Genomic DNA, 17,773 nt, shown 5'->3' on the forward strand with positions numbered 1-17,773 from the left:
CATGGCAAGCCGCACCGCCCGTCAGACCATCGAGCAAGCGTTGAAGCGCATTGGAATCCTCTCGGAAGAGGAGTCGATGACTGCGCCCCAGAGTGTCGACGGCCTCGCGCAGCTCAACGACCTCATGCAGGGCTTCCCCTCGCGCGGCATCCAGTACGTCCACGAGACGCTGACGCTCGATAGCGCGCTCAACGTACCGGACGAGCAAACGCGCAACGTGATGCTGATGCTCGCGTGGGAGATGGCCGACGGCTACGGCAAGACCCTGTCCGCCAAGCTGGTCGCCGACATCATGGAGGCCAAGGGCGCGCTACAGGCCTTCTATTTCGAGGTTCCGCCTGCGCAGATCGATGACGGGTTGCAGAACCGGCTTCTGCGCGGCTCCTCGTCCATCCAGAGGATCTGATGCGCAGCCCGATTGCCGTCAACCTCTCGCAACAGCGCTCCCGGCCGGTCAACGCGGCCCGGCTCGTGAACCTGTATGCGGAGAAGGCGCCCGAGGGCTCCAAGTGTCCCGTGGTCCTGTACGGCACGCCGGGGCTCAAGCCGTTCGGGACCGTAGGAGACGACACGGTGCGCGCCGGCATCCAAGGGCAGGGCTATGCCTACGTCCTATCGGGCTCGTGGGCCTATCGCGTCGAGTCCAATGGCACCGCTACGCTCTGCACTGGCGACCTGATCCCGCCCGTCGGCGATGCGTTCATGATCAACAACGGCCTGCAGATTGGCCTTCTGACGGTCCCCGATACCTTCGTGATCGAAGGCACGACGGTGACCAAGATCACGGATGAGGCCTATCCCGTCGAGGGTGCGTCCAGCCTCGATTACATGGACGGCTATGGCATCTGGACCAAGAACGACACCAGCGGCGAGTGGTTCGTCTCCGATCTTCGGGACCTCGAAAGCCTCGACGCACTGGACTTTGCTTCGGCCGAGAGCAATCCCGATGGTCTCCTGCGGGTGTTGGCCGATCACGGCGAGGCGTGGCTGTTCGGAACGGACTCGACAGAAGTCTGGTCGAATACCGGCGCCTCGCCGTTCCCCTTCGAGCGTATTCCCGGCGCCCGTCTTGAGCGCGGATGCGCCGCGGCTCGAAGCCCGGCCAAGCTCGACAACTCCGTCTTCTGGCTCGGCAACGACCGCATCGTGTATCGCGCGGACGGCTTCAGGCCCCAGCGCATCTCCACGCACGAGGTGGAGGAAATCCTGCGCACCGGCACAGTCTCGGATGCCCGCGGCTTCACCTATTCGCAGGCCGGCCACACCTTCTACATGCTGACCCTGCCGAGCCTCAATCGGACGGTGGTCTATGACGCCGCCACGAGCTGGTGGCACGAGCGCCAGAGCGGCACAGGGCTGACGCCGACCAAATGGAATGCGAACTGCATGTTCGAAGCCTTCGGCAAGACCCTTGTCGGCGGCGAGCGCGGGGCAGTCTATGAGCTGGACCTCGATACCTTCACCGATGCTGGCGAGGCCATCCGCCGGGCCGCGGCCTCGATGCCGATCTACCCGGATGGCAACCGGGCGATCATGCACAAAATGGAGCTGGAGCTTGAGACTGGCGTCGGACTGAACGTCGGTCAGGGCTCGCAGCCGGAAGTGATGATGCGCTTCTCCGACGATGCCGGGGCTACGTGGTCGAATGAACGCCGCGCGAAAATTGGCGCGAAGGGCAAGCGCCGCATGCGGGCCATGTGGGAGCGCAACGGCATGTTCCGTGAGCGCATGTACGAGTTCTCGATCAGCGACCCTGTGAAGGTCGCCCTGCACGGCGTGAATTTCGGGATGGAAGGGCTGGAGAACTGATGCCCGCGCCTCTTTCCGACCGCGCCCCGATCGTCGACGGCACTGGCAGGCCGCAGCGGACGTTCATCCGCTACCTGCAGGAGCTGTTCAACGGCGTGATCCAGCGGCAGGGCTATACGGCGGCCCAGCTTGCGACCATGACGCCGACGGCATTTGCCGAGGCCTATTGCAGCGACAGCAGCACCACGACCTTTCATGACGTTGTGGCCGGCGGCGGCTCCAATGTCGTGCGCGTCCATGGTGATGGGACAAACTGGAGGGTCGGTTGATCCGGCGCGCGACTCCCGCTGACAGCGCACGGCTGGGTGAGCTTGGCGCCCGCTTCTTCATGGAGGCGGGGCTTGCCGAACGCGGCCTGCAGTTCTGTCCCGACAGCTATTTCAAGACGCTCGCCGCGCTCGATGAGTCGGGCATCCTGTTGGTTGCGGAGGTCGATGACGAGATCGTCGGCGTCATTGGTGCTGGCGTCTGTCCGGCGTGGTGGAACAACGATGTTCTTACATGCCAAGAGCTGTTGTGGTATGTCTTGCATAGCCACAGGAAAGGCACGGGTCGGAAGCTCTTCGATGCTTTCGAGACCGAAGCAAAGTCCCGCGGCGTCCGCCTGATAGGAATGTCGGCGGAAGAAGGGTTGCGCAGCACCGCGCTCTACCGGTTCTACCGGCAGCGCAGCTACTCCCTCGCAGAGCATATGTTCTGGAAGGACTGCGCAGCATGATCGGCTCGGTCATTGGCGGGATTATTGGCAAGGGCGGCTCCGATGCCGCCGCTGGCGCAATTGGGCAGGCAACCCAAGAAGCGCAGGCTGCCAATAAGGCGCAGAGCGATTTCAACTACTCGCAGGCTTCTCCCTGGATCAGCGCCGGCCGCTCGGCCGTCGAGAAGATCGGCCAGCTTCTTGGCTTCGGCTCAATGCGGGGCGAGGGCGGTGACGGCGGCGCCTACTACTTCAGCGGCGACGCCGACGGCAGTATCCAGAAGAACGCGCTCGCGGGCTTTCAGGCATCGCCGGGATATCAGTTCCGGCTTGGCGAGGGCATCAGGGCGCTGGATCGCAGCGCATCGGCCAAGGGTCGCCTCGTGAGCGGTGCGCAGATGAAGGCCGTCCAGTCCTTCGGCGAAGGCCTCGCGAGCGACGAGTACCGCAACTACATCTCAGACCTGTTCAACGTCTCGACGGGCGGCAATCAGGCCCAGAGCGGAACAGCGGGCGTGAATAGTGGCCTGACAGCCAACAGCAGCAACAACGTCTTGCAGGGCGCCGTCGCCCGTGGCTCGGCCTATGAGCGTGGCGCCAATGCGCTGGCATCCGGCATCGGGCAGGGCATCAACAACGTCATGGCCGGCGCCTACATGTTCCGTAAGCCATTAGGGCTCGCCTGATGGCCGGCATCGTATACCCCAACGTCATCGGCACGCTGGCCCCGCTCATGCAACTTGAGCAGAGCGAGCGCCGCAATGCCCTTACGGAGCGCGCCTATGCCCGTGAGGACGAGGATCGCGCGCGTGAGCGTGAAGTCGGCCAGCATGTCCCGGCCGCACTGTCTGGCGACAAGGATGCATTGGGCAGGGTCGCGGCCATGTCGCCGAAGACCGCCTTTGCGCTGGCTCCGTTGTTGGAGCGCGCTGATGCAGCCACACGCACGCGAGCCAAGGAAGCCGCCGCATGGACGCAGCAGGCCGCCCTTGGTGTGCTCAGTGCGCCACCCGAACAGCGCCCGGCCGCCTATGCCGCCGCGCTGGAGGATGGAAAGGCGCGCGGATACGACATTTCCAAACTGCCGCCGCAGTACACACCGGATGTTGAAGGCCGGCTGAATTTCTACGTCGGCCAAGCGCGCGACGCGAACAAGTGGTTCGAAGAGAACGCCAACCGCCCGACCCCGATTGGGCCGGCTCCCGGTGGCGCACCTGCTGCGGCGCCGGCTGGCGCTCCGGGCGATGTGGTTGCTCGTGCTGGCGGCGCCATCTCAGGCATTGAGTCAGGCGGCCGTTATGACGCCGTCGGGCCAGACACCGGGAAGGGCCAGCGCGCCTACGGCAAATATCAGGTGATGGACTTCAATATCGGCCCGTGGACCCAAGAGGTTTTCGGCAAGCCGATGACGCCGCAGGAGTTCCTGGCGAACCCGCAGGCACAGGACGCGGTGTTCAATCACAAGTTCGGCCAGTACGTGAAGCAGTACGGCGGCCCAGAGCAGGCGGCCCGCGTTTGGTTCGGTGGCCCCGGTGGCCTCACGAACCCGGGCGCCAAGGATGTGCTGGGCACGTCCGTCGATTCCTACGCCGAGAAATTCAATGCGGGTTTCGGCGCCGCCCCGCAGGTTGCCGGCGCTCCTGCTGGCTTGCCTCAGGGTGACGCCGTGCGCGCCGATGCGAGCGGCAATGCGCTCCCACCCGCTGATGAGACGCTAACCCTTCGGCGTTACGTGCAGAGCAAAATCCCAGGCGCCCGCGTCCTCGGTGTCAGGGGGGAGCCCGTTTATGACAAGCAGGGGCGCCTTCGAATCCAATTGCCGGACGGCACGCCGGACGCGATCGACGTGCCCAAGCCACAACAGCCATCGGCTGGCTACGAACCGAACCCGGACGGCGGCGGACTGCGGCCGATCCCCGGCGGCCCAGCCGATCCCAAGACGGCCGGCGAACTCGCGAACGCCAAGCGCAAGGCCGAAGAGAAGGCCATCCCGCAGACCATCACCAAGGGCATGCAGGAGAACGTCAACGCGCTGAAGCAGATCGACCGCGCACTGGGCGAACTCGACGCCAATCCCGGCAGCACCGGCGGCGTGGGCTCCAAGATTGCATCGGTCATCCCCGGCGCCGGCATGATTCAGAACGAGTTCGGCGACCCGCAGGGCGTGAAGCTGCGCGCGCTGATCGCTGATATCGGCTCGCTCAAGATCCACGACCGCAGCGGCGCGGCCGTGACGGCTTCCGAGTTTCCGCGCCTACGTCCCTTCATTCCGTCGATTGCCGATCCGCCGAACGTCGTGCGCGACAAGCTCGCGAACTTCCGCGCCGAGTACGAAAGCATGCTCCGCGACTCGGTCGACTATTACAGCGAACAGAACGGCTTCCGCCCCTATACGCCGGCCACCGACTATCTCAGCAAGGCTCCCGCGCGCGCCACCACCCAGCCTACCGAGCCGACTGCCGCTCCTGCGACCACCCCCGCGCAAGCACCGACGGTTTCTGAAGGTGCGACCGCCACGAACCCGCAGACCGGCGAGAAGATCATCTTCCGCAACGGCCAATGGACGCCGACGCGATGAGCGATTTGCCTCCGGGCTTCGTGCTCGACACTCCCAAGGCGGCGTTGCCTCCCGGCTTCGTTCTGGATGCGCCCGCGCGCCCGAAGGTTGTCGGCGCAGCGATGGCAATTCAGCAGAAGCCGCCTGCGATGCCGACGCCAGAAGACGAGGGCCGGATCGCGCTGGAGAACCCCGCCTATGTGCCGCCGGATGCTCGCGCCGGCATCAGCCAGCCGCGGCCCGCCAATACGAATCAGCCTCCCGCATCGGGCCGCTCGTGGATGACTGTCCCGCGCGAGGCGCTGAGCAATCTCCCCGCCAGTGCTGGCAACTTCGTGAATGCGCTGGTCCAACCGATCATCCATCCAATCGATACCGGAAAAGCTCTTGTGAGCCTTGCGGATGCCGTGGGATCGAAGATCAGCCGACCGGGCAATTTGCTGCGTGTCGGCGATCCAGAACCTACGCCCGAGCAACTGAAGGCGCGCGCGGAGCGCGAAGCGCCGGCCGATGCTGTGGGCCAGTTCTTGGTAGACCGCTACGGATCGGAGGAGGGCATCAAGAATACCCTCGCAACCGATCCTGTGGGGGTGATGGCCGACGTAGCAACCGTTTTGACGGGTGGTGGGGCCGCCGCCGCTCGCGCGCCCGGTATCGTCGGCAAGGTCGGTCAGGTCACGGGCAAATTGGGCGCCGCGATCGATCCTCTCACGATTGCGGGTGACGCCGTGAAGGGGGCCGGGCGCCTAGCGGAGCCGGTGATTTCCAACACGCTGGGCATGACCACCGGTGCTGGCACCGAGTCGGTTCGCGTCGCTGGCCGCGCCGGCCGCGAAGGCGGTGACGCCGCCAAAACCTTCACGGCCAACATGCGCGGCGACGTGCCAGTCGATCAGATCGTCGACATGGCGAAGTCGGGTCTTGAGAAAATTCGACAGGAGCGTGCCGAAGCCTACAAGGCCGGAAAGGTCGACCTCAGCAAGGACAAGACCGTCATTCCGTTCGATGACATCGACGCGGCGATTGGCAAAGCCTCTGAGGTCGGGGCCTTCAAGGGTGTGAACATCAACCGCCCGGCCGGCAAGACGATGGACGAGATTTCGGCTATCGTGTCGGAATGGAAGGCGCTGGATCCTGCCGAATTTCACACGCCCGAGGGGCTCGATGCTCTTAAGCGCAGCATTGGTGCTGTTCGCGATTCGGCTGAGCACGGCACACCCGCTAGAGTGGCGGCTGACCGCGTTTACAATGCGGTAAAGACTGAAATCGAGACGCAGGCTCCCGCCTACGCCAAGATGATGGAGGACTACGCAAGGTCCTCCGAAAAGCTCAAGGAAGTCACTCGCACCTTCTCGCTCGGCGAGCGCGCCACCGGTGAAACCGCCGCACGCAAGCTGCAGGCCGCCACCCGCGACGGTGCACAAACGAGCTGGCGCAACCGTGGCGAGCTTCTGGAAGAGCTTTCCAAGTACGTTCCCGATCTGCCGTATGCGATTGCCGGCCAGTCCACGAACGCGCTCGCGCCGCGTGGGATCGTCGGCCGTGGCGGCTTGACCGCCAGCCTGATCGCCAATCCCGCGAACGCACTACTCGCGCCTGCCTTCTCTCCCCGCTTCGTTGGCGAGACGGTCTATCTAGGCGGCAAGGCCATCGGGACGATTGATGACGTGGCCGATGCCCTCGGGATCACGACCAACGCCCTGCGAGGCATTGGGCAGGCCGCATTCCAGGCTGGACGCACTGAGAACGTGATGCGTGCCCGCGACCTTCGCCGAACGAATGAACTGAGAGCGGTGCCCTGATGGCAAACCTGATGCCAGTCCCCCGCCTGGTGGCCGTCGATGGCAATGGGCACGTCATGCCCGGCGCGCTGCTGTATTTCTACGTCACCGGCACGACGACCCCGAAGGCGGTCTATGCCAATGCCGGCGGCTCGCCCGAGCTTTCCAACCCCGTGGAAGCCGACGCCAACGGCCTGTTTCCCGCGATCTATCTGGGATCAGGCAACTACAAGGTCATTCTGAAGACCGCTCTCGACGTCGAGGTCTGGACGACCGAAGAAATGAGCGGCACGACTGGAGCCGACACGCTGACGACGCGCGGCGATCTGCTGACCCGCGATGCCATCGGCTATAAGCGCATCCCCATCGGCACATCCGGGTATGTCTTCCGCTCGAATGGTCTGGAGGGTGAGTGGGGCCAAGAACTCACGCCCTACATGCACATCAACGGGCTGACCTACCAGAACTCAGGAGACGACCCTTCTAACGACATCACTGTTGCCATCGGCTCAGCCATGGACGCCTCGGGCGCCAAGCTTCTCGTGCTTGGCTCCGCGTTGACCAAGCAGATTAACGCGGGCTGGGCGGCCGGCAATGTCCAGGGAGGCCTCGATACAGGTAATAGCGTTGATGGCGACTACTACATCTGGCTAATCCATCGGGCCGATACCGGCGTCACTGATGTTCTGTTCTCGGCGTCGGCGACGGCGCCAACAATGCCCGCGAACTATACCTACAAGCGCCTGATCGGGTGGCTGAAGAGGTCGGGCGGGGTAAACGTCGCCTTCAAGACCTATGAGGTTGCCGGTGGGGGCTTAGAGTTCGCCTGGGTGACGCCGCGTCGCGACGTGAACCTTGCGACCACGTTGACGACGTCGCGGCGCACGGATGTGCTTTCGGTTCCCCAAGCCTACTCCGTCGTGGCGCATATCCGAGGCGAGGCGTCGAACTCCGGAACCGGCGTTGCCGTAACCGTTGCCAATCCAGACGAAACAGACGCGGCTCCAAGCGTCACCGATACGCCGCTGGCCGTTCTCTATAACGCGGCGGCGAATCAGGCGATCAGCCAGTTTAGCGTACGGACAAATGCCTCCGGCGCGGTCGCCTCGCGCGCCTCGAATACCGTCGACCTTTACGTGCTTGTGACACTCGGTTTCACCTGGGGACGGAGGTGATCGATGTACATCGCGCGACGCGAGGATGGATCGATTTACGGAGCCTGGCTCAACCGCCAGTGGCCGGATCAGGAAGAAATCGCAGCAGACGACGTCGAGCTGTTGGCCTTCCTGAATCCCGAGCCATCCGCGCGGACAATCGAGCAGAAGTTAGCATCCCTTGGACTGACCGTAGAGGGCCTGAAAGAAGCCCTCGGGCTGGAGTGAGACCATGAGCGATCCCGTCAACATCTTCTCTTTCCGGCCCATCTATGGCGGTGGCATGGGAAAGCGCCTCTCTTGCGGCATCGTATCCAGTTCGGGAGCGATCCCGGGGACGCAGGCCGAGAATGACGTGCAGCTACTGGTCACGAACGGAGGCACTGTATCGGCCTTTGTGCGCTTTGGGCAGGCCGGAGTGGTGGCGACTCTCGACTGCATGGAAATCCTGCCGGGCGTGACAGTGCCTTTCATGGCGCCATTCAACAGTCAGAGCGAGTTGTACATGGCGGCGATCACCGAGAGCGGCACGACCACGGTTTCCGTCGTGGCGGGGAAGGGCGTCTGATGCTGATCCGCCCTCGCGCACGGGTCCGTGACCTTGGCTCGTCTCCTGCGGGAGCCGTGTCCAAGACCGCGAACTATGCCCTGCTGCCCAGCGAGAGTGGCTTGGATTTTGACAATAATGGGGCGGCGGGGGCGGTCACGTTCACGCTGCCGACGGCGATCGTCGGCCTGACGTACACCTTCACTGCGATGGAACTGTTCGACCTTGTGATTGACGCGCCCCCGGGGGTGCTAATCTACCTAGGTGAATCCGTCTCTACCGCCGGCGGAACACTGACCGCCAGCGCTCCCGGCCCAGCCGTTCGCCTCAAGTGCCGCTCCGCCACGGAGTGGGTTGCTCAGTTTTTCGCGGGATCATGGACAGCAGCATGAAAAAGATTCTCCTCTTCATCGGCCTTCTGCTCATCGCGCCCCTGACGAGCCATGTTGCCCACTTCGGCGTCGCTCGCGCACAGACCGCAGGCCAGTTCTACACGGTCCCCACGGTTGAGGCTCTGGCCGCCCTGACCACGCGCCCGGCTATCGTTTATGTGCGGGGAGAAGGCACCTCCACGGACCTGAAGGGCGGTCTCTACAACTGGGTTGCCGGCAGCGCGGCGACAGCAAACGGAACGACCATCGTTGCGCCTAGTGGAGACGGGCCGGCCGGTCGCTGGTTCATGCAGGGCGCCACGGGCATGCCCGTCCTCTCGACGGGCACCACGACGCCGCGCAAGCTCGCAGACCGCTTTGGATTGTCGCCTCTCGATTTCGGCTGCAAGGGAGACGGCGTCACCGACGATACGGCTTGTATGCAAGCGACACTGGATGCCGCAAGCAACAGGACCATCGAACTCGGCCCGCACCTGTATTTGATCTCGTCCGCGCTCTCGACCTCCAACACCGTCGGCATCGTGGGGAGCCAGGGGCCGGCCGGAATCTATTCAAGCTCCTGCACAACCGGGTTGAAGGCCGGCGCAACCAATCTGACGCTGCTTACGCTGACTGGTTGGAACAGCTCCATCTCTAATGTCTGCTTCCAGATGGGCGACGCCTTTAACGACAACTCGTCGGGCGCCGCGATTAAGCTTGGCGTTGGCGGGCAGTTCATAGTCGCGGACAACCAGATCAACTACCCGTTCGTTGGCATTGACGTGACGGGCAGCGGCAGCAACCAAAATGTCGAGTCATTGCTGCAGAGAAACACTGTATTTGTGCCATCTGATGGGGGCGCGGCCATCCGCGTCGGTAAAGACAGCACAAGCGGCAACACGGTCAACACCCGCCTCTATGACAATGCCTATGTAGGGTCCGCCACCAACACCGCGTCGGGCATCATGTTCCTCGACGCGGGCGGTCCGTTCATGTTCGGCAATGCCCCGTACCTGATGGGGACGGGCACCAAAATCTTCCCGGGCTCCGGGCAGATGGTCGCCTATCTCCTGGCCCGCGACCTCGCTGGCGACACCTCGTATGTGAACGAGCTTCTGATTGACTCGAATGGCGGGATCGTTCGGCAACTGGACTTCGTTGGCGCGTGGATGGCCGGCAGCGGCGGCGCGAGCAAGAAGATCGTCCGCATTATGAACAGCGGCGCCGGGACCGTTGAGAACATTGGCTTCACGGGATCGCGCTTTATCATCGGTTACGCCGACAGCACGGTGAGCGTTGAGGCCGGGAAGTACATCAGTTTCACGGGAAACATGTTCTGCACTCCGGGGGCATTCAGCGCTACGCTTCTCACCCTCGGCGGCACGTCTCAGTACGTAAATGTGGTTGGAAACCGCTTCAGTGATTGCGAGAGCGGGTCGCATTTTACCGACATCCGAATTGCTGGAGCGAACATCGTCAACATCACCGGGAACACTTTCACCGGCGCCCTTCCCATTCAAAGGGACTCTGGCGGAACCGTCATGGTCATGGCCAACAATATTGGCCTCGATAATGCCTCCACGAATCTGGCCTCCGCCGCCTCGGTGACACTTCCGTTCAATTCGTCTGTGTATGTGACGGGAACGACCACGATCACGTCTATAGCTGGCGCGTGGAGCGAGCGGGTGGTGACGCTGACCTCTGGCACATCTGGCGGTTTTTCGATCACCAACGGCGCCAATTCGACCTGCACGGCCGTGACTCTGACCCAGTACCAATCGGTGATCCTGAAATGGAACGCCGGGCTGACCTGTTGGCTCGTGATCGGGAAGACATAAGGCGCTGAATTAACGAAGCGGGCCCCGACGACGCGGTGAACGACGCCGAGGCCCTAACCCACCAAGAGCCGGGAAGCTCTAGGGAGGCTGATGTGATCGTAAGAGTGAGACCGTGGCCGAGTCCATGACCGAGCGGAAGATCCATTTCGATCCGACGATCAACCTGGGTCACATCCTGACGGCCGGGACGTTCCTCGTTGTGGCCGCGGCCGGGTACGCGACCATGGATGCCAGAGTTTCAAGCTTGGAGCGGGAGCAGAAGACCCAGAAGACCGAGCAACGGGAAACCGTGGTGAATGCGGAAACGCGGTTGCTGGCGAGGATCACCGAGCAGCGGGCGGCAATGGACCAGACGCAGGTGCGCGTGGCCGACGACATTCGAGAGATCAAGACGCTGATGCGCGACGGCTTCCGCGATCTGGATGCGAAGCTCGACCGCAAGGCCGACAAACCGGGACGCTGACCATGAACTCACATATCAAGAACATCGGCGCCGTACTCTGGAGCACCCTGATTGCCGTGTCGTTCGGCGGCACCTGCCTAGCGCTCTATTTCAAGGAAATCCCAGTCACACAGAAGGACATCGCTCTCGTTCTTCTCGGGGCCCTGATCAGTGAGATGAAGGGCGTCGGCAGCTTCTGGACCGGCAGCACCAACAGCAGCCAGATCAAGGATCAGACGATCGCCGACCTGTCGAAGAAGGGATAGCGGCATGAGCCCGAAGGATATTCTTGTCGACGCGATCGACCCAGCGCTGGCGCTTCTGTTTCGCCTGTGCGGCATCAAGCCCGACCAGCGCGCGCGCCTGATGCTGATGGCGATTGCTGGGCAGGAGAGTGAGTGGGCGCACCGCCGGCAGATCGGTGGCCCGGCCCGGAGCTTCTGGCAATTCGAGCGGGGCGGCGGCGTTGCAGGGGTCCTCTCGCATTCCTCCTCAAAAGCCAAGATCGCCGCCGTCTGCACCGAACTCAAGATCCCCTGCGATGTCGGCATCGTCTACGAGGCGATGGCCTGGAATGACGTGCTGGGCGCCTGCATGGCCCGGCTGCTGCTTTTCACCGATCCGGCGGCGTTGCCGGAGGTCGGCAAAGTCGAGGAGGGGTGGCAATACTATCTCCGCAACTGGCGCCCCGGCATGCCGCATCCGCAGACGTGGCCGGCGCGCTACGGCACGTCGATGGGCCTTGTTGAGGCTACGGCCGCCCGTGAGATGGCCGCATGATTCCCGCAATCGCTGCGTGGCTTGCCAAGCCTGTCGTCAAATACAGCCTGATCGCGCTGGCGGTCTTTATCCTGATCGGCGGCACGCTGCTGATCGTTCGCAACATCTACAGCAAGGGCGAGAAGGCCGGGACGGTGGGGGTTACCTCGGCCGTCCAGACGGAGACGATCCGTAAGGTGGATGACGCCCGGAAAGCAAAAGAGAAGGCCGATGACGAAGTACGCTCGACGCCCTATGAAGAGCGAGTTGATGGGCTGCGATAACCTGCAATCTATAGTACTAAATGGCGAGCCGGGCGGTGTTACCAGCACCGTCACCGGCTCTAACCAATCTCGCCGTAGGAGGGCGATCATGGCTAAGCGCAAATCTACTGGGCTCGCGCGCCCGCGTCACTTGTCGCTAGCTGAGGTGATAGAGCGCGGCAGCATTCCGGAGCCCAATTCCGGATGCCACCTTTGGATGATGTCGATTCAACCGAGCGGATACGGTCAGTTCGGGTGGAAGGGGCGTGTTGTGCTTGCGCACCGCGCCGCGTACGAGGCCGCAAATGGGCCGATTCCTGCAGGCATGTTCGTTTGCCACAAGTGTGATGTGCCGTCGTGCGTTAATGCGGAGCATCTGTTTTTAGGTTCTGCTGCCGACAACACCGCCGATGCGCACCGGAAGGGCCGTTTGGCTTTTGGTTCGCGCAATGGTCAAGCGCGACTCAGTGAAGAGCAGGTTGAAACCATCAGAGCGTCGCCGCTGAGCGGGAGGAAGCTGGCAAGAATTTTCGGCGTGAGCGCCGAGATTACGTGTGGAATCAGAGGGGAGCGCAGATGGGTATCAAAAAGATAGCGCTCTGCGTCACCCTCTGTGCGTTGCCGGGCTGCGATCCGGCGCCGCCAGTCGTGGCAGCCGTGGATACGCTCTGCACGTCGACCTCGCGCTATCGGGCGACGGATGCCCAGGTGGCGGCCTTCAAGGCCGACCGGCCGCTGTGGGAGCCGCTGGTCGACTGGCTGGCCAGCTTCAACAAGGTACGCGACGGGAAGTGTCTGGCGCCGTCGCCTTACTGAGGTCACCCCCGCACGGCGTAAAGCATCCCGGCGTGTAGGTTCGACGCCACGCTTCGGTCGAATACCTCATATCCGTTGCGCAATAGCGGCTCCGTCAAGGTGACGTGGTTCAAGTCCGGGTTCCACCACCGATGCCACTCGATTACGAAGCTCCTGATCTGGGGCAGCAGTTTGGCCTCGTCCAGCCGCTTCATGATTGCGAACTCGGAGCCTTCGCAATCGACCTTCATCACGACGTTTTCGCCGCGGCTATTGGCCTGTGTGATGATGTCTGAAAGCGCGTCGACTGTGTCCCTGATCTGTATTGTGGTGGGCGTGCCGGTCTCCCGGCCGCGGATCGAGTTGCCAATCGTGGTGTCTGCCGACTCGTTCACCTGCAGCGGGCCATTGAAGTCCGACAGGCCGAAATTGTAGGTGTGGATCTTGCCCCTCACCGCGCTATTCCTGGCGATGTTCATCAGGGCTTTCTTGTAGGGCGCCTCGAAGGGCTCGAAGCCATGCACGGCCGTCACATTCGGCTTGTAGGCCGCCTGGATCGAGGTCAGGCCGGCGTTCATCCCAATGTCGATGAAGATCGATTTTCTGCCGGTGATGAAGTTGTATTCGTTGTTGAGCAATATCTCGCGGATGAGCTGGAAATCGTCGGTGCTGGTGATGCCGAACCGGAGCGGGCCGAACCCGACGTATGGGCCTACGGCATCCTCGTCCAGATTGGCGCCCTCCTCGTGGAGTTCGCGAAAGCTGGGAAGGTGCTCTAGAATGAATGGGCTTTTAGGCTCTACCCGAAGCGGAAACGCGGGGTGATAGCGGGCTTCTTCCGCCCCGATCGGCTCGAACGTGGGGAACCGGGCTATCAAGGGCAGGCGCCCGGATGTGATGACCCGGAACTCCACATTGGTTGCCGTCTCGCTCAACTCAAAGGGCAGCGTCACGAACGGGGAGGCGATAAGCCTGGTGTCGTAGAGCATCGTCTGTGCGATAGTTTGGCCGCCCACCGCCACGTCTACCCAGCCACAGACTGTCGGCAGGATGGGCCGTGCGCTGTGGTTCACGCTGACGCGGAACGTCGCCATATACCGGCCAGCCTCAACGGACACATAAGGGCCAAAGATCAGGAACCCCTGCTTGCCCGCCTTGGCCTGAAAGGCGTCCATTCCATTCTGTTTTGTCGGCGTCCCAATATCTTCTTCTGTTTTAAACAACGCTTCCCTCCGATTGTCTGATAGTCAGCCTAGCACACTAGCTAGGGGTGCCTAGTTTTCGTCATTCGAGTGATATAATCTGGCTTCGCCTCACGTTACGCTTGCGGTGGTTCCGGTATGGCCATCCAGTGGGTTGGCTCGAAGGTGTCGCGAACCCCAGCCGCGGCGATGATGCCTAAGTCGTGCCACCCACCGCCTGCAAACCGTGCCAGCGTGACGATCCTGCTGGCCTTGTTGTCGAGTAACAGTACGAGCGTGCAATCCTTCGGTGCGCTGTCGATTGGCTGCCAGTTGTCAGTCATAGGCTTATCCTCAGTATACGAAGTACATTATCTACCGCGCTCCCCCTCTAAGGCATCTCACGTGCCTAGAAGGGGATGTGGGTGTGCTTGCGCCTCGGGCTGATAGTCACGTGTCTAGAACGGGATGTCATCGTCGGCCCACGGGCCGCCGTCGTCAGCCTCGGCCAGATCCTCAGAGGCGGCCAGCAGCTCGTCACACTCCTTCAGCCAACGATCCATCATTTCCTCGGTGATCGGCGGAGGCGTCCAAGGCTTGAAGGGCGGGGCGGCCACGTCGGCAATGCACTCGGCAAGGATGGCGGCAACGTCCGGCGTATCGCAGCCCGTCGTTTCCATGCCTCGTCCGATGTACTTGTACCACCGGACCTCTAGACCGCTGGCGTGGTGCCGGAAATTGGGGAGGACCCTGCAGCAGGTCGGCTTGCAAGGCAGATCACGCTCCAGCGCCTCCCATTCCCGCATGTATCGGCGAATCCGGGCTCGCGTCCGCAAGCCCTTCTTGACGTAGTGCGGGGCGCGGGCATCGCGAGCCTGTGCCTGACCACAGTCGCATTCATCCCAATTGTAGGGCCGCATGTCGAACGCCGCTGACGACCAGTTCGCGCCGTAGCCGAATCGACCACCAAGGAAGCCGTTCACCTCCCGATCCGGGCTCTTGTTCACGACATGCTCGGTGAGCGTGACCAGCGCGTCGGCCAGCTCGTCCATGGTGCGAGCTGGATGGTGGATAATGATGGTGTCCATTGGATGGCTGCCTCAGCCTGTGGCGCCGGTCAAGACGCAGGATATGGTGGGGAACGCTTAGAGGACATCCACAGGCACAGGATTACGTGGGTAACAAAATTGCCAAACGAATCAACAGGCTGCGCTGTGGCCCCTGTAAATCGATCGTATAATATATATTATGGAAAATATCTATTGCGGTTTAGATAGAATGAATTGCCAGTCGATCCGCATGTTTTGCTTCAATAAGGCAAGGAGATTGAGGCCTCGGCTGGCGCCGCTTGCCGGGACACCCAAAGTCAGCAGCACGCCGGCTTTGGGATTATTAGGACTTGGGACGACTAGATCGAAGACCGTACGTGGCTCGCTGTCTCCCTGGGCCTTCGGGACGTTCTCGTAGACCACGAGCAGGCTACCGTCGCTGAGCTTGCGGGCCTGGGTCTGGACGCCCGGCCGGCGTGCCTTGATCGAGCCGGCCTTGGTGGCCGCGTAGTGCTCGGCATCCTTGACGCCCTCGAACTCGAAATCGACCCGCCAGACAACCATGCGGTAACGCTTGTCGACGCTGTAGGCGAGGCCCCGCTCCCAGTCCTCCGACGCCTGCCAGCCCATGGGCAGCGTCATCTCGACCTTGATCGACTGGAACTGGACCCGGGCCGACAGTGCGTTGCTATCGACGCCAATGAGCTTCGTCGACGGCGACCGGCCTGCGCCCGTGGTGCCGCCGCCAACGCTTTGCTGGCCATGCGAGAAGCTGGCGCCGTTGTCGGCGGTGCCGAAATCCCGGAACGTGAGGCCGCCTGAACTAAGTGGCTCGCTGCCTTGGGCGTTGGCCGATGAGCCGCCAAACGTCAGGGCGCCAGCCGCAAGCCCGGTGAACAAGAACAAGCGGCGACCGGACTGTTTTTGTCTCATCTCAATTCACACATTAATAATATTCCATAATCCGTTGTTTTGATTAGGAAATATCTATTGCCAATCCGTCGTAACAAGGATGGACGTGAGCGGGCGTTACCCGGTCAACCTCGGCATAGTCCATGTCGACATGCATGTTGGTCAAGAACGCGCGGACGGGCTTAACCTGATCTATCCACTGCAGCGCCCGTTCGAGATGGGCATGCGTCGGGTGCGGCCGATAACGCATGGCGTCCACAATCAACACCTCGACGCCAGCTAGAGTCTCCAGAGCGTCGTCGGACAGCATGACGACGTCGTTGGCATAGCCCACCTTGCCGAAACGGAAACCCAGCGACGGGATCGTGCCGTGGTCCTGCACGAAGGGCACTACAGGCAGGCCAGCGGCCGTGAAAGGGCCGTTGATCAGGCTGTGCCGGTAGATCGGATTGTAGAAGCCCCCACCCTCGGCTTCGAAGCAGTACCCGAAGCGCCGACGCAGCACCCCCCACGTGCGCTCATCGGACCAGGACTCGATCTGGCCCTGGCGCAGCGCATAGGCGCGCAGGTCGTCGATACCGTGGACCTGGTCGGCATGGTCGTGGGTCCACAGAACGGCATCGATGCGCTCGACCCTGGCGTCGAGAAGCTGGCTGCGGACGTCCGGTGAAGTGTCGACCAGCACGGTCTTGCCCTGGTCCTGGACCAGGATCGAACAGCGCCGCCGACGGTTACGGCTATCATTGGGATCGGCGGCTCCCCACTCCCCTTGCCCATCCTTGCCGCCGGGCCGTGGAACGCCACCCGAGGTCCCGCAGCCGAGAATGGTCACCCGCACCGGGAACGCTCCGCCTTGGCAAACAACCGGAAGAAATTGTCGGTGGTGGCGGCTTCGAGTTCAGCGATGCCGACGCCCTTCAACTCGGCCACCTTGGCTGCCGTGTGCGCGACAAAGGCTGGTTCGTTGGTCTTACCGCGCTTCGGCACCGGCGCCAGGTAAGGCGAATCGGTCTCGACCAGCAGCCGGTCGAGTGGGATGTCGCGCACGATGGTGCGCAGGCTCTCAGCGGCCTTGAAAGTCACAATGCCGGAAATTGATATGTAGAGCCCCAGAGCCAGCGCCCGGCGCGCTACGTCCGGCCCGGAGCTGAAGCAATGGATCAGGCCGGGAAAGGCGCCCTTGGCGTATTCAGCTTCGAGGATGTCGCCGGTCTCGGCATCGGCATCGCGCGTATGGACGATCAACGGCAGACCAGTCTGACGCGCAGCCGCGATATGGGCGCGAAAGCTCTCGGCTTGCTCTTCGCGCGGGCTGTGCTCGTAATAGAAATCGAGGCCGGTTTCACCGATGCCCACGACCTTCGGATGGTGCGTCGCCTCGACCAGCCGATCGGGGGTGCGTTGCCCCTCCTCCTTGGCCTCATGCGGATGGACGCCAACCGAGCACCAGACATTATCGTGGCGCTCAGCGATGGCCCGCACACGTTCGAACTGGTCGAGCCGCGTGCCGATCGTCAGCATCCCGGCCACGCCAGCCGTGCGGGCGCGCGCCAGCACGGCCGTCTCGTCGCCGGCCAGCTCGGGGAAATCGAGATGGCAGTGGCTGTCGATCAGCATC

The 17,773-nt window shown here is 62.7% G+C and carries 24 protein-coding genes; 18 read left to right on the forward strand and 6 right to left on the reverse strand.

Annotated features, from left to right (window positions below):
* Position 1 precedes the first annotated feature (1 nt).
* The 18 genes from EPO50_RS05030 to EPO50_RS05115 all read left to right on the forward strand — a co-directional run bounded on the left by EPO50_RS05030 (position 2) and on the right by EPO50_RS05115 (position 13,034).
* Positions 2 to 406: a hypothetical protein gene (locus EPO50_RS05030; protein ID WP_296341608.1), complete on the forward strand. Its 405-nt coding sequence runs from the start codon at positions 2 to 4 to the stop codon at positions 404 to 406.
* Positions 406 to 1,809, forward strand: coding sequence for a packaged DNA stabilization protein (locus tag EPO50_RS05035; protein WP_296341610.1), 1,404 nt, complete (start codon positions 406 to 408; stop codon positions 1,807 to 1,809). Before EPO50_RS05030 ends, EPO50_RS05035 begins: the two co-directional genes overlap by 1 nt.
* A complete protein-coding gene (locus EPO50_RS05040) occupies positions 1,809 to 2,078 on the forward strand; it encodes a hypothetical protein (RefSeq protein WP_296341612.1) in 270 nt (89 codons plus the stop codon). Before EPO50_RS05035 ends, EPO50_RS05040 begins: the two co-directional genes overlap by 1 nt.
* Positions 2,075 to 2,527 carry a GNAT family N-acetyltransferase gene (locus EPO50_RS05045; protein WP_296341614.1) on the forward strand — a complete coding sequence of 151 codons (453 nt, stop codon included), beginning with the start codon at positions 2,075 to 2,077 and terminating at the stop codon, positions 2,525 to 2,527. The genes EPO50_RS05040 and EPO50_RS05045 overlap by 4 nt, the downstream gene beginning before the upstream one ends.
* Entirely contained in the window at positions 2,524 to 3,192 is a 669-nt protein-coding gene (locus EPO50_RS05050) for a hypothetical protein (RefSeq protein WP_296341616.1), read from the forward strand. Before EPO50_RS05045 ends, EPO50_RS05050 begins: the two co-directional genes overlap by 4 nt.
* Entirely contained in the window at positions 3,192 to 5,084 is a 1,893-nt protein-coding gene (locus tag EPO50_RS05055; RefSeq protein WP_296341617.1) for a hypothetical protein, read from the forward strand. The genes EPO50_RS05050 and EPO50_RS05055 overlap by 1 nt, the downstream gene beginning before the upstream one ends.
* A complete protein-coding gene (locus tag EPO50_RS05060) occupies positions 5,066 to 6,865 on the forward strand; it encodes a hypothetical protein (protein ID WP_296341619.1) in 1,800 nt (599 codons plus the stop codon). Before EPO50_RS05055 ends, EPO50_RS05060 begins: the two co-directional genes overlap by 19 nt.
* Entirely contained in the window at positions 6,865 to 8,019 is a 1,155-nt protein-coding gene (locus EPO50_RS05065) for a hypothetical protein (RefSeq protein ID WP_296341621.1), read from the forward strand. Before EPO50_RS05060 ends, EPO50_RS05065 begins: the two co-directional genes overlap by 1 nt.
* Positions 8,020 to 8,022: 3 nt before the next feature.
* Complete coding sequence (locus tag EPO50_RS05070) at positions 8,023 to 8,226, forward strand: hypothetical protein (RefSeq protein WP_296341623.1); 204 nt, start codon at positions 8,023 to 8,025, stop codon at positions 8,224 to 8,226.
* 4 nt (positions 8,227 to 8,230) lie between these two features.
* On the forward strand, positions 8,231 to 8,566 hold the full coding sequence (locus EPO50_RS05075; RefSeq protein ID WP_296341624.1) for a hypothetical protein: 336 nt from the start codon (positions 8,231 to 8,233) through the stop codon (positions 8,564 to 8,566).
* A 56-nt stretch (positions 8,567 to 8,622) separates the two neighbouring features.
* The gene (locus EPO50_RS05080; protein WP_296341626.1) at positions 8,623 to 8,937 is read left to right on the forward strand and encodes a hypothetical protein; all 315 of its coding nucleotides are present in this window, start codon (positions 8,623 to 8,625) and stop codon (positions 8,935 to 8,937) included.
* A complete protein-coding gene (locus EPO50_RS05085) occupies positions 8,934 to 10,754 on the forward strand; it encodes a hypothetical protein (protein ID WP_296341628.1) in 1,821 nt (606 codons plus the stop codon). Before EPO50_RS05080 ends, EPO50_RS05085 begins: the two co-directional genes overlap by 4 nt.
* A gap of 112 nt (positions 10,755 to 10,866) precedes the next feature.
* Entirely contained in the window at positions 10,867 to 11,217 is a 351-nt protein-coding gene (locus tag EPO50_RS05090; RefSeq protein WP_296341630.1) for a hypothetical protein, read from the forward strand.
* 2 nt (positions 11,218 to 11,219) lie between these two features.
* A complete protein-coding gene (locus EPO50_RS05095) occupies positions 11,220 to 11,462 on the forward strand; it encodes a hypothetical protein (RefSeq protein WP_296341631.1) in 243 nt (80 codons plus the stop codon).
* 4 nt (positions 11,463 to 11,466) lie between these two features.
* Complete coding sequence (locus EPO50_RS05100; protein WP_296341633.1) at positions 11,467 to 11,976, forward strand: hypothetical protein; 510 nt, start codon at positions 11,467 to 11,469, stop codon at positions 11,974 to 11,976.
* A complete protein-coding gene (locus EPO50_RS05105; protein WP_296341635.1) occupies positions 11,973 to 12,239 on the forward strand; it encodes a hypothetical protein in 267 nt (88 codons plus the stop codon). The genes EPO50_RS05100 and EPO50_RS05105 overlap by 4 nt, the downstream gene beginning before the upstream one ends.
* Before the next feature lie 88 nt (positions 12,240 to 12,327).
* The gene (locus EPO50_RS05110) at positions 12,328 to 12,813 is read left to right on the forward strand and encodes an HNH endonuclease signature motif containing protein (RefSeq protein WP_296341636.1); all 486 of its coding nucleotides are present in this window, start codon (positions 12,328 to 12,330) and stop codon (positions 12,811 to 12,813) included.
* Positions 12,795 to 13,034, forward strand: a complete 240-nt coding sequence (locus EPO50_RS05115) for a hypothetical protein (RefSeq protein ID WP_296341637.1) — start codon at positions 12,795 to 12,797, stop codon at positions 13,032 to 13,034. Before EPO50_RS05110 ends, EPO50_RS05115 begins: the two co-directional genes overlap by 19 nt.
* Positions 13,035 to 13,036: 2 nt before the next feature.
* Here the strand turns inward: EPO50_RS05115 and EPO50_RS05120 are convergent, their stop codons facing one another.
* The 6 genes from EPO50_RS05120 to EPO50_RS05145 all read right to left on the reverse strand — a co-directional run bounded on the left by EPO50_RS05120 (position 13,037) and on the right by EPO50_RS05145 (position 17,772).
* Positions 13,037 to 14,236, reverse strand: a complete 1,200-nt coding sequence (locus EPO50_RS05120) for an FkbM family methyltransferase (RefSeq protein ID WP_296341638.1) — start codon at positions 14,234 to 14,236, stop codon at positions 13,037 to 13,039.
* A 95-nt stretch (positions 14,237 to 14,331) separates the two neighbouring features.
* On the reverse strand, positions 14,332 to 14,538 hold the full coding sequence (locus tag EPO50_RS05125) for a hypothetical protein (RefSeq protein WP_296341640.1): 207 nt from the start codon (positions 14,536 to 14,538) through the stop codon (positions 14,332 to 14,334).
* A gap of 114 nt (positions 14,539 to 14,652) precedes the next feature.
* The gene (locus EPO50_RS05130) at positions 14,653 to 15,282 is read right to left on the reverse strand and encodes a hypothetical protein (RefSeq protein ID WP_296341642.1); all 630 of its coding nucleotides are present in this window, start codon (positions 15,280 to 15,282) and stop codon (positions 14,653 to 14,655) included.
* 171 nt (positions 15,283 to 15,453) lie between these two features.
* Entirely contained in the window at positions 15,454 to 16,149 is a 696-nt protein-coding gene (locus EPO50_RS05135; protein WP_296341644.1) for a hypothetical protein, read from the reverse strand.
* Between the two features lie 70 nt (positions 16,150 to 16,219).
* Positions 16,220 to 16,993 carry an MBL fold metallo-hydrolase gene (locus EPO50_RS05140; protein ID WP_296341646.1) on the reverse strand — a complete coding sequence of 258 codons (774 nt, stop codon included), beginning with the start codon at positions 16,991 to 16,993 and terminating at the stop codon, positions 16,220 to 16,222.
* Positions 16,984 to 17,772 carry a TatD family hydrolase gene (locus tag EPO50_RS05145; protein ID WP_296341648.1) on the reverse strand — a complete coding sequence of 263 codons (789 nt, stop codon included), beginning with the start codon at positions 17,770 to 17,772 and terminating at the stop codon, positions 16,984 to 16,986. Before EPO50_RS05145 ends, EPO50_RS05140 begins: the two co-directional genes overlap by 10 nt.
* Position 17,773 lies beyond the last annotated feature (1 nt).

The sequence above is a fragment of the Reyranella sp. genome (assembly GCF_004297405.1).
Lineage (GTDB): Bacteria > Pseudomonadota > Alphaproteobacteria > Reyranellales > Reyranellaceae > Reyranella.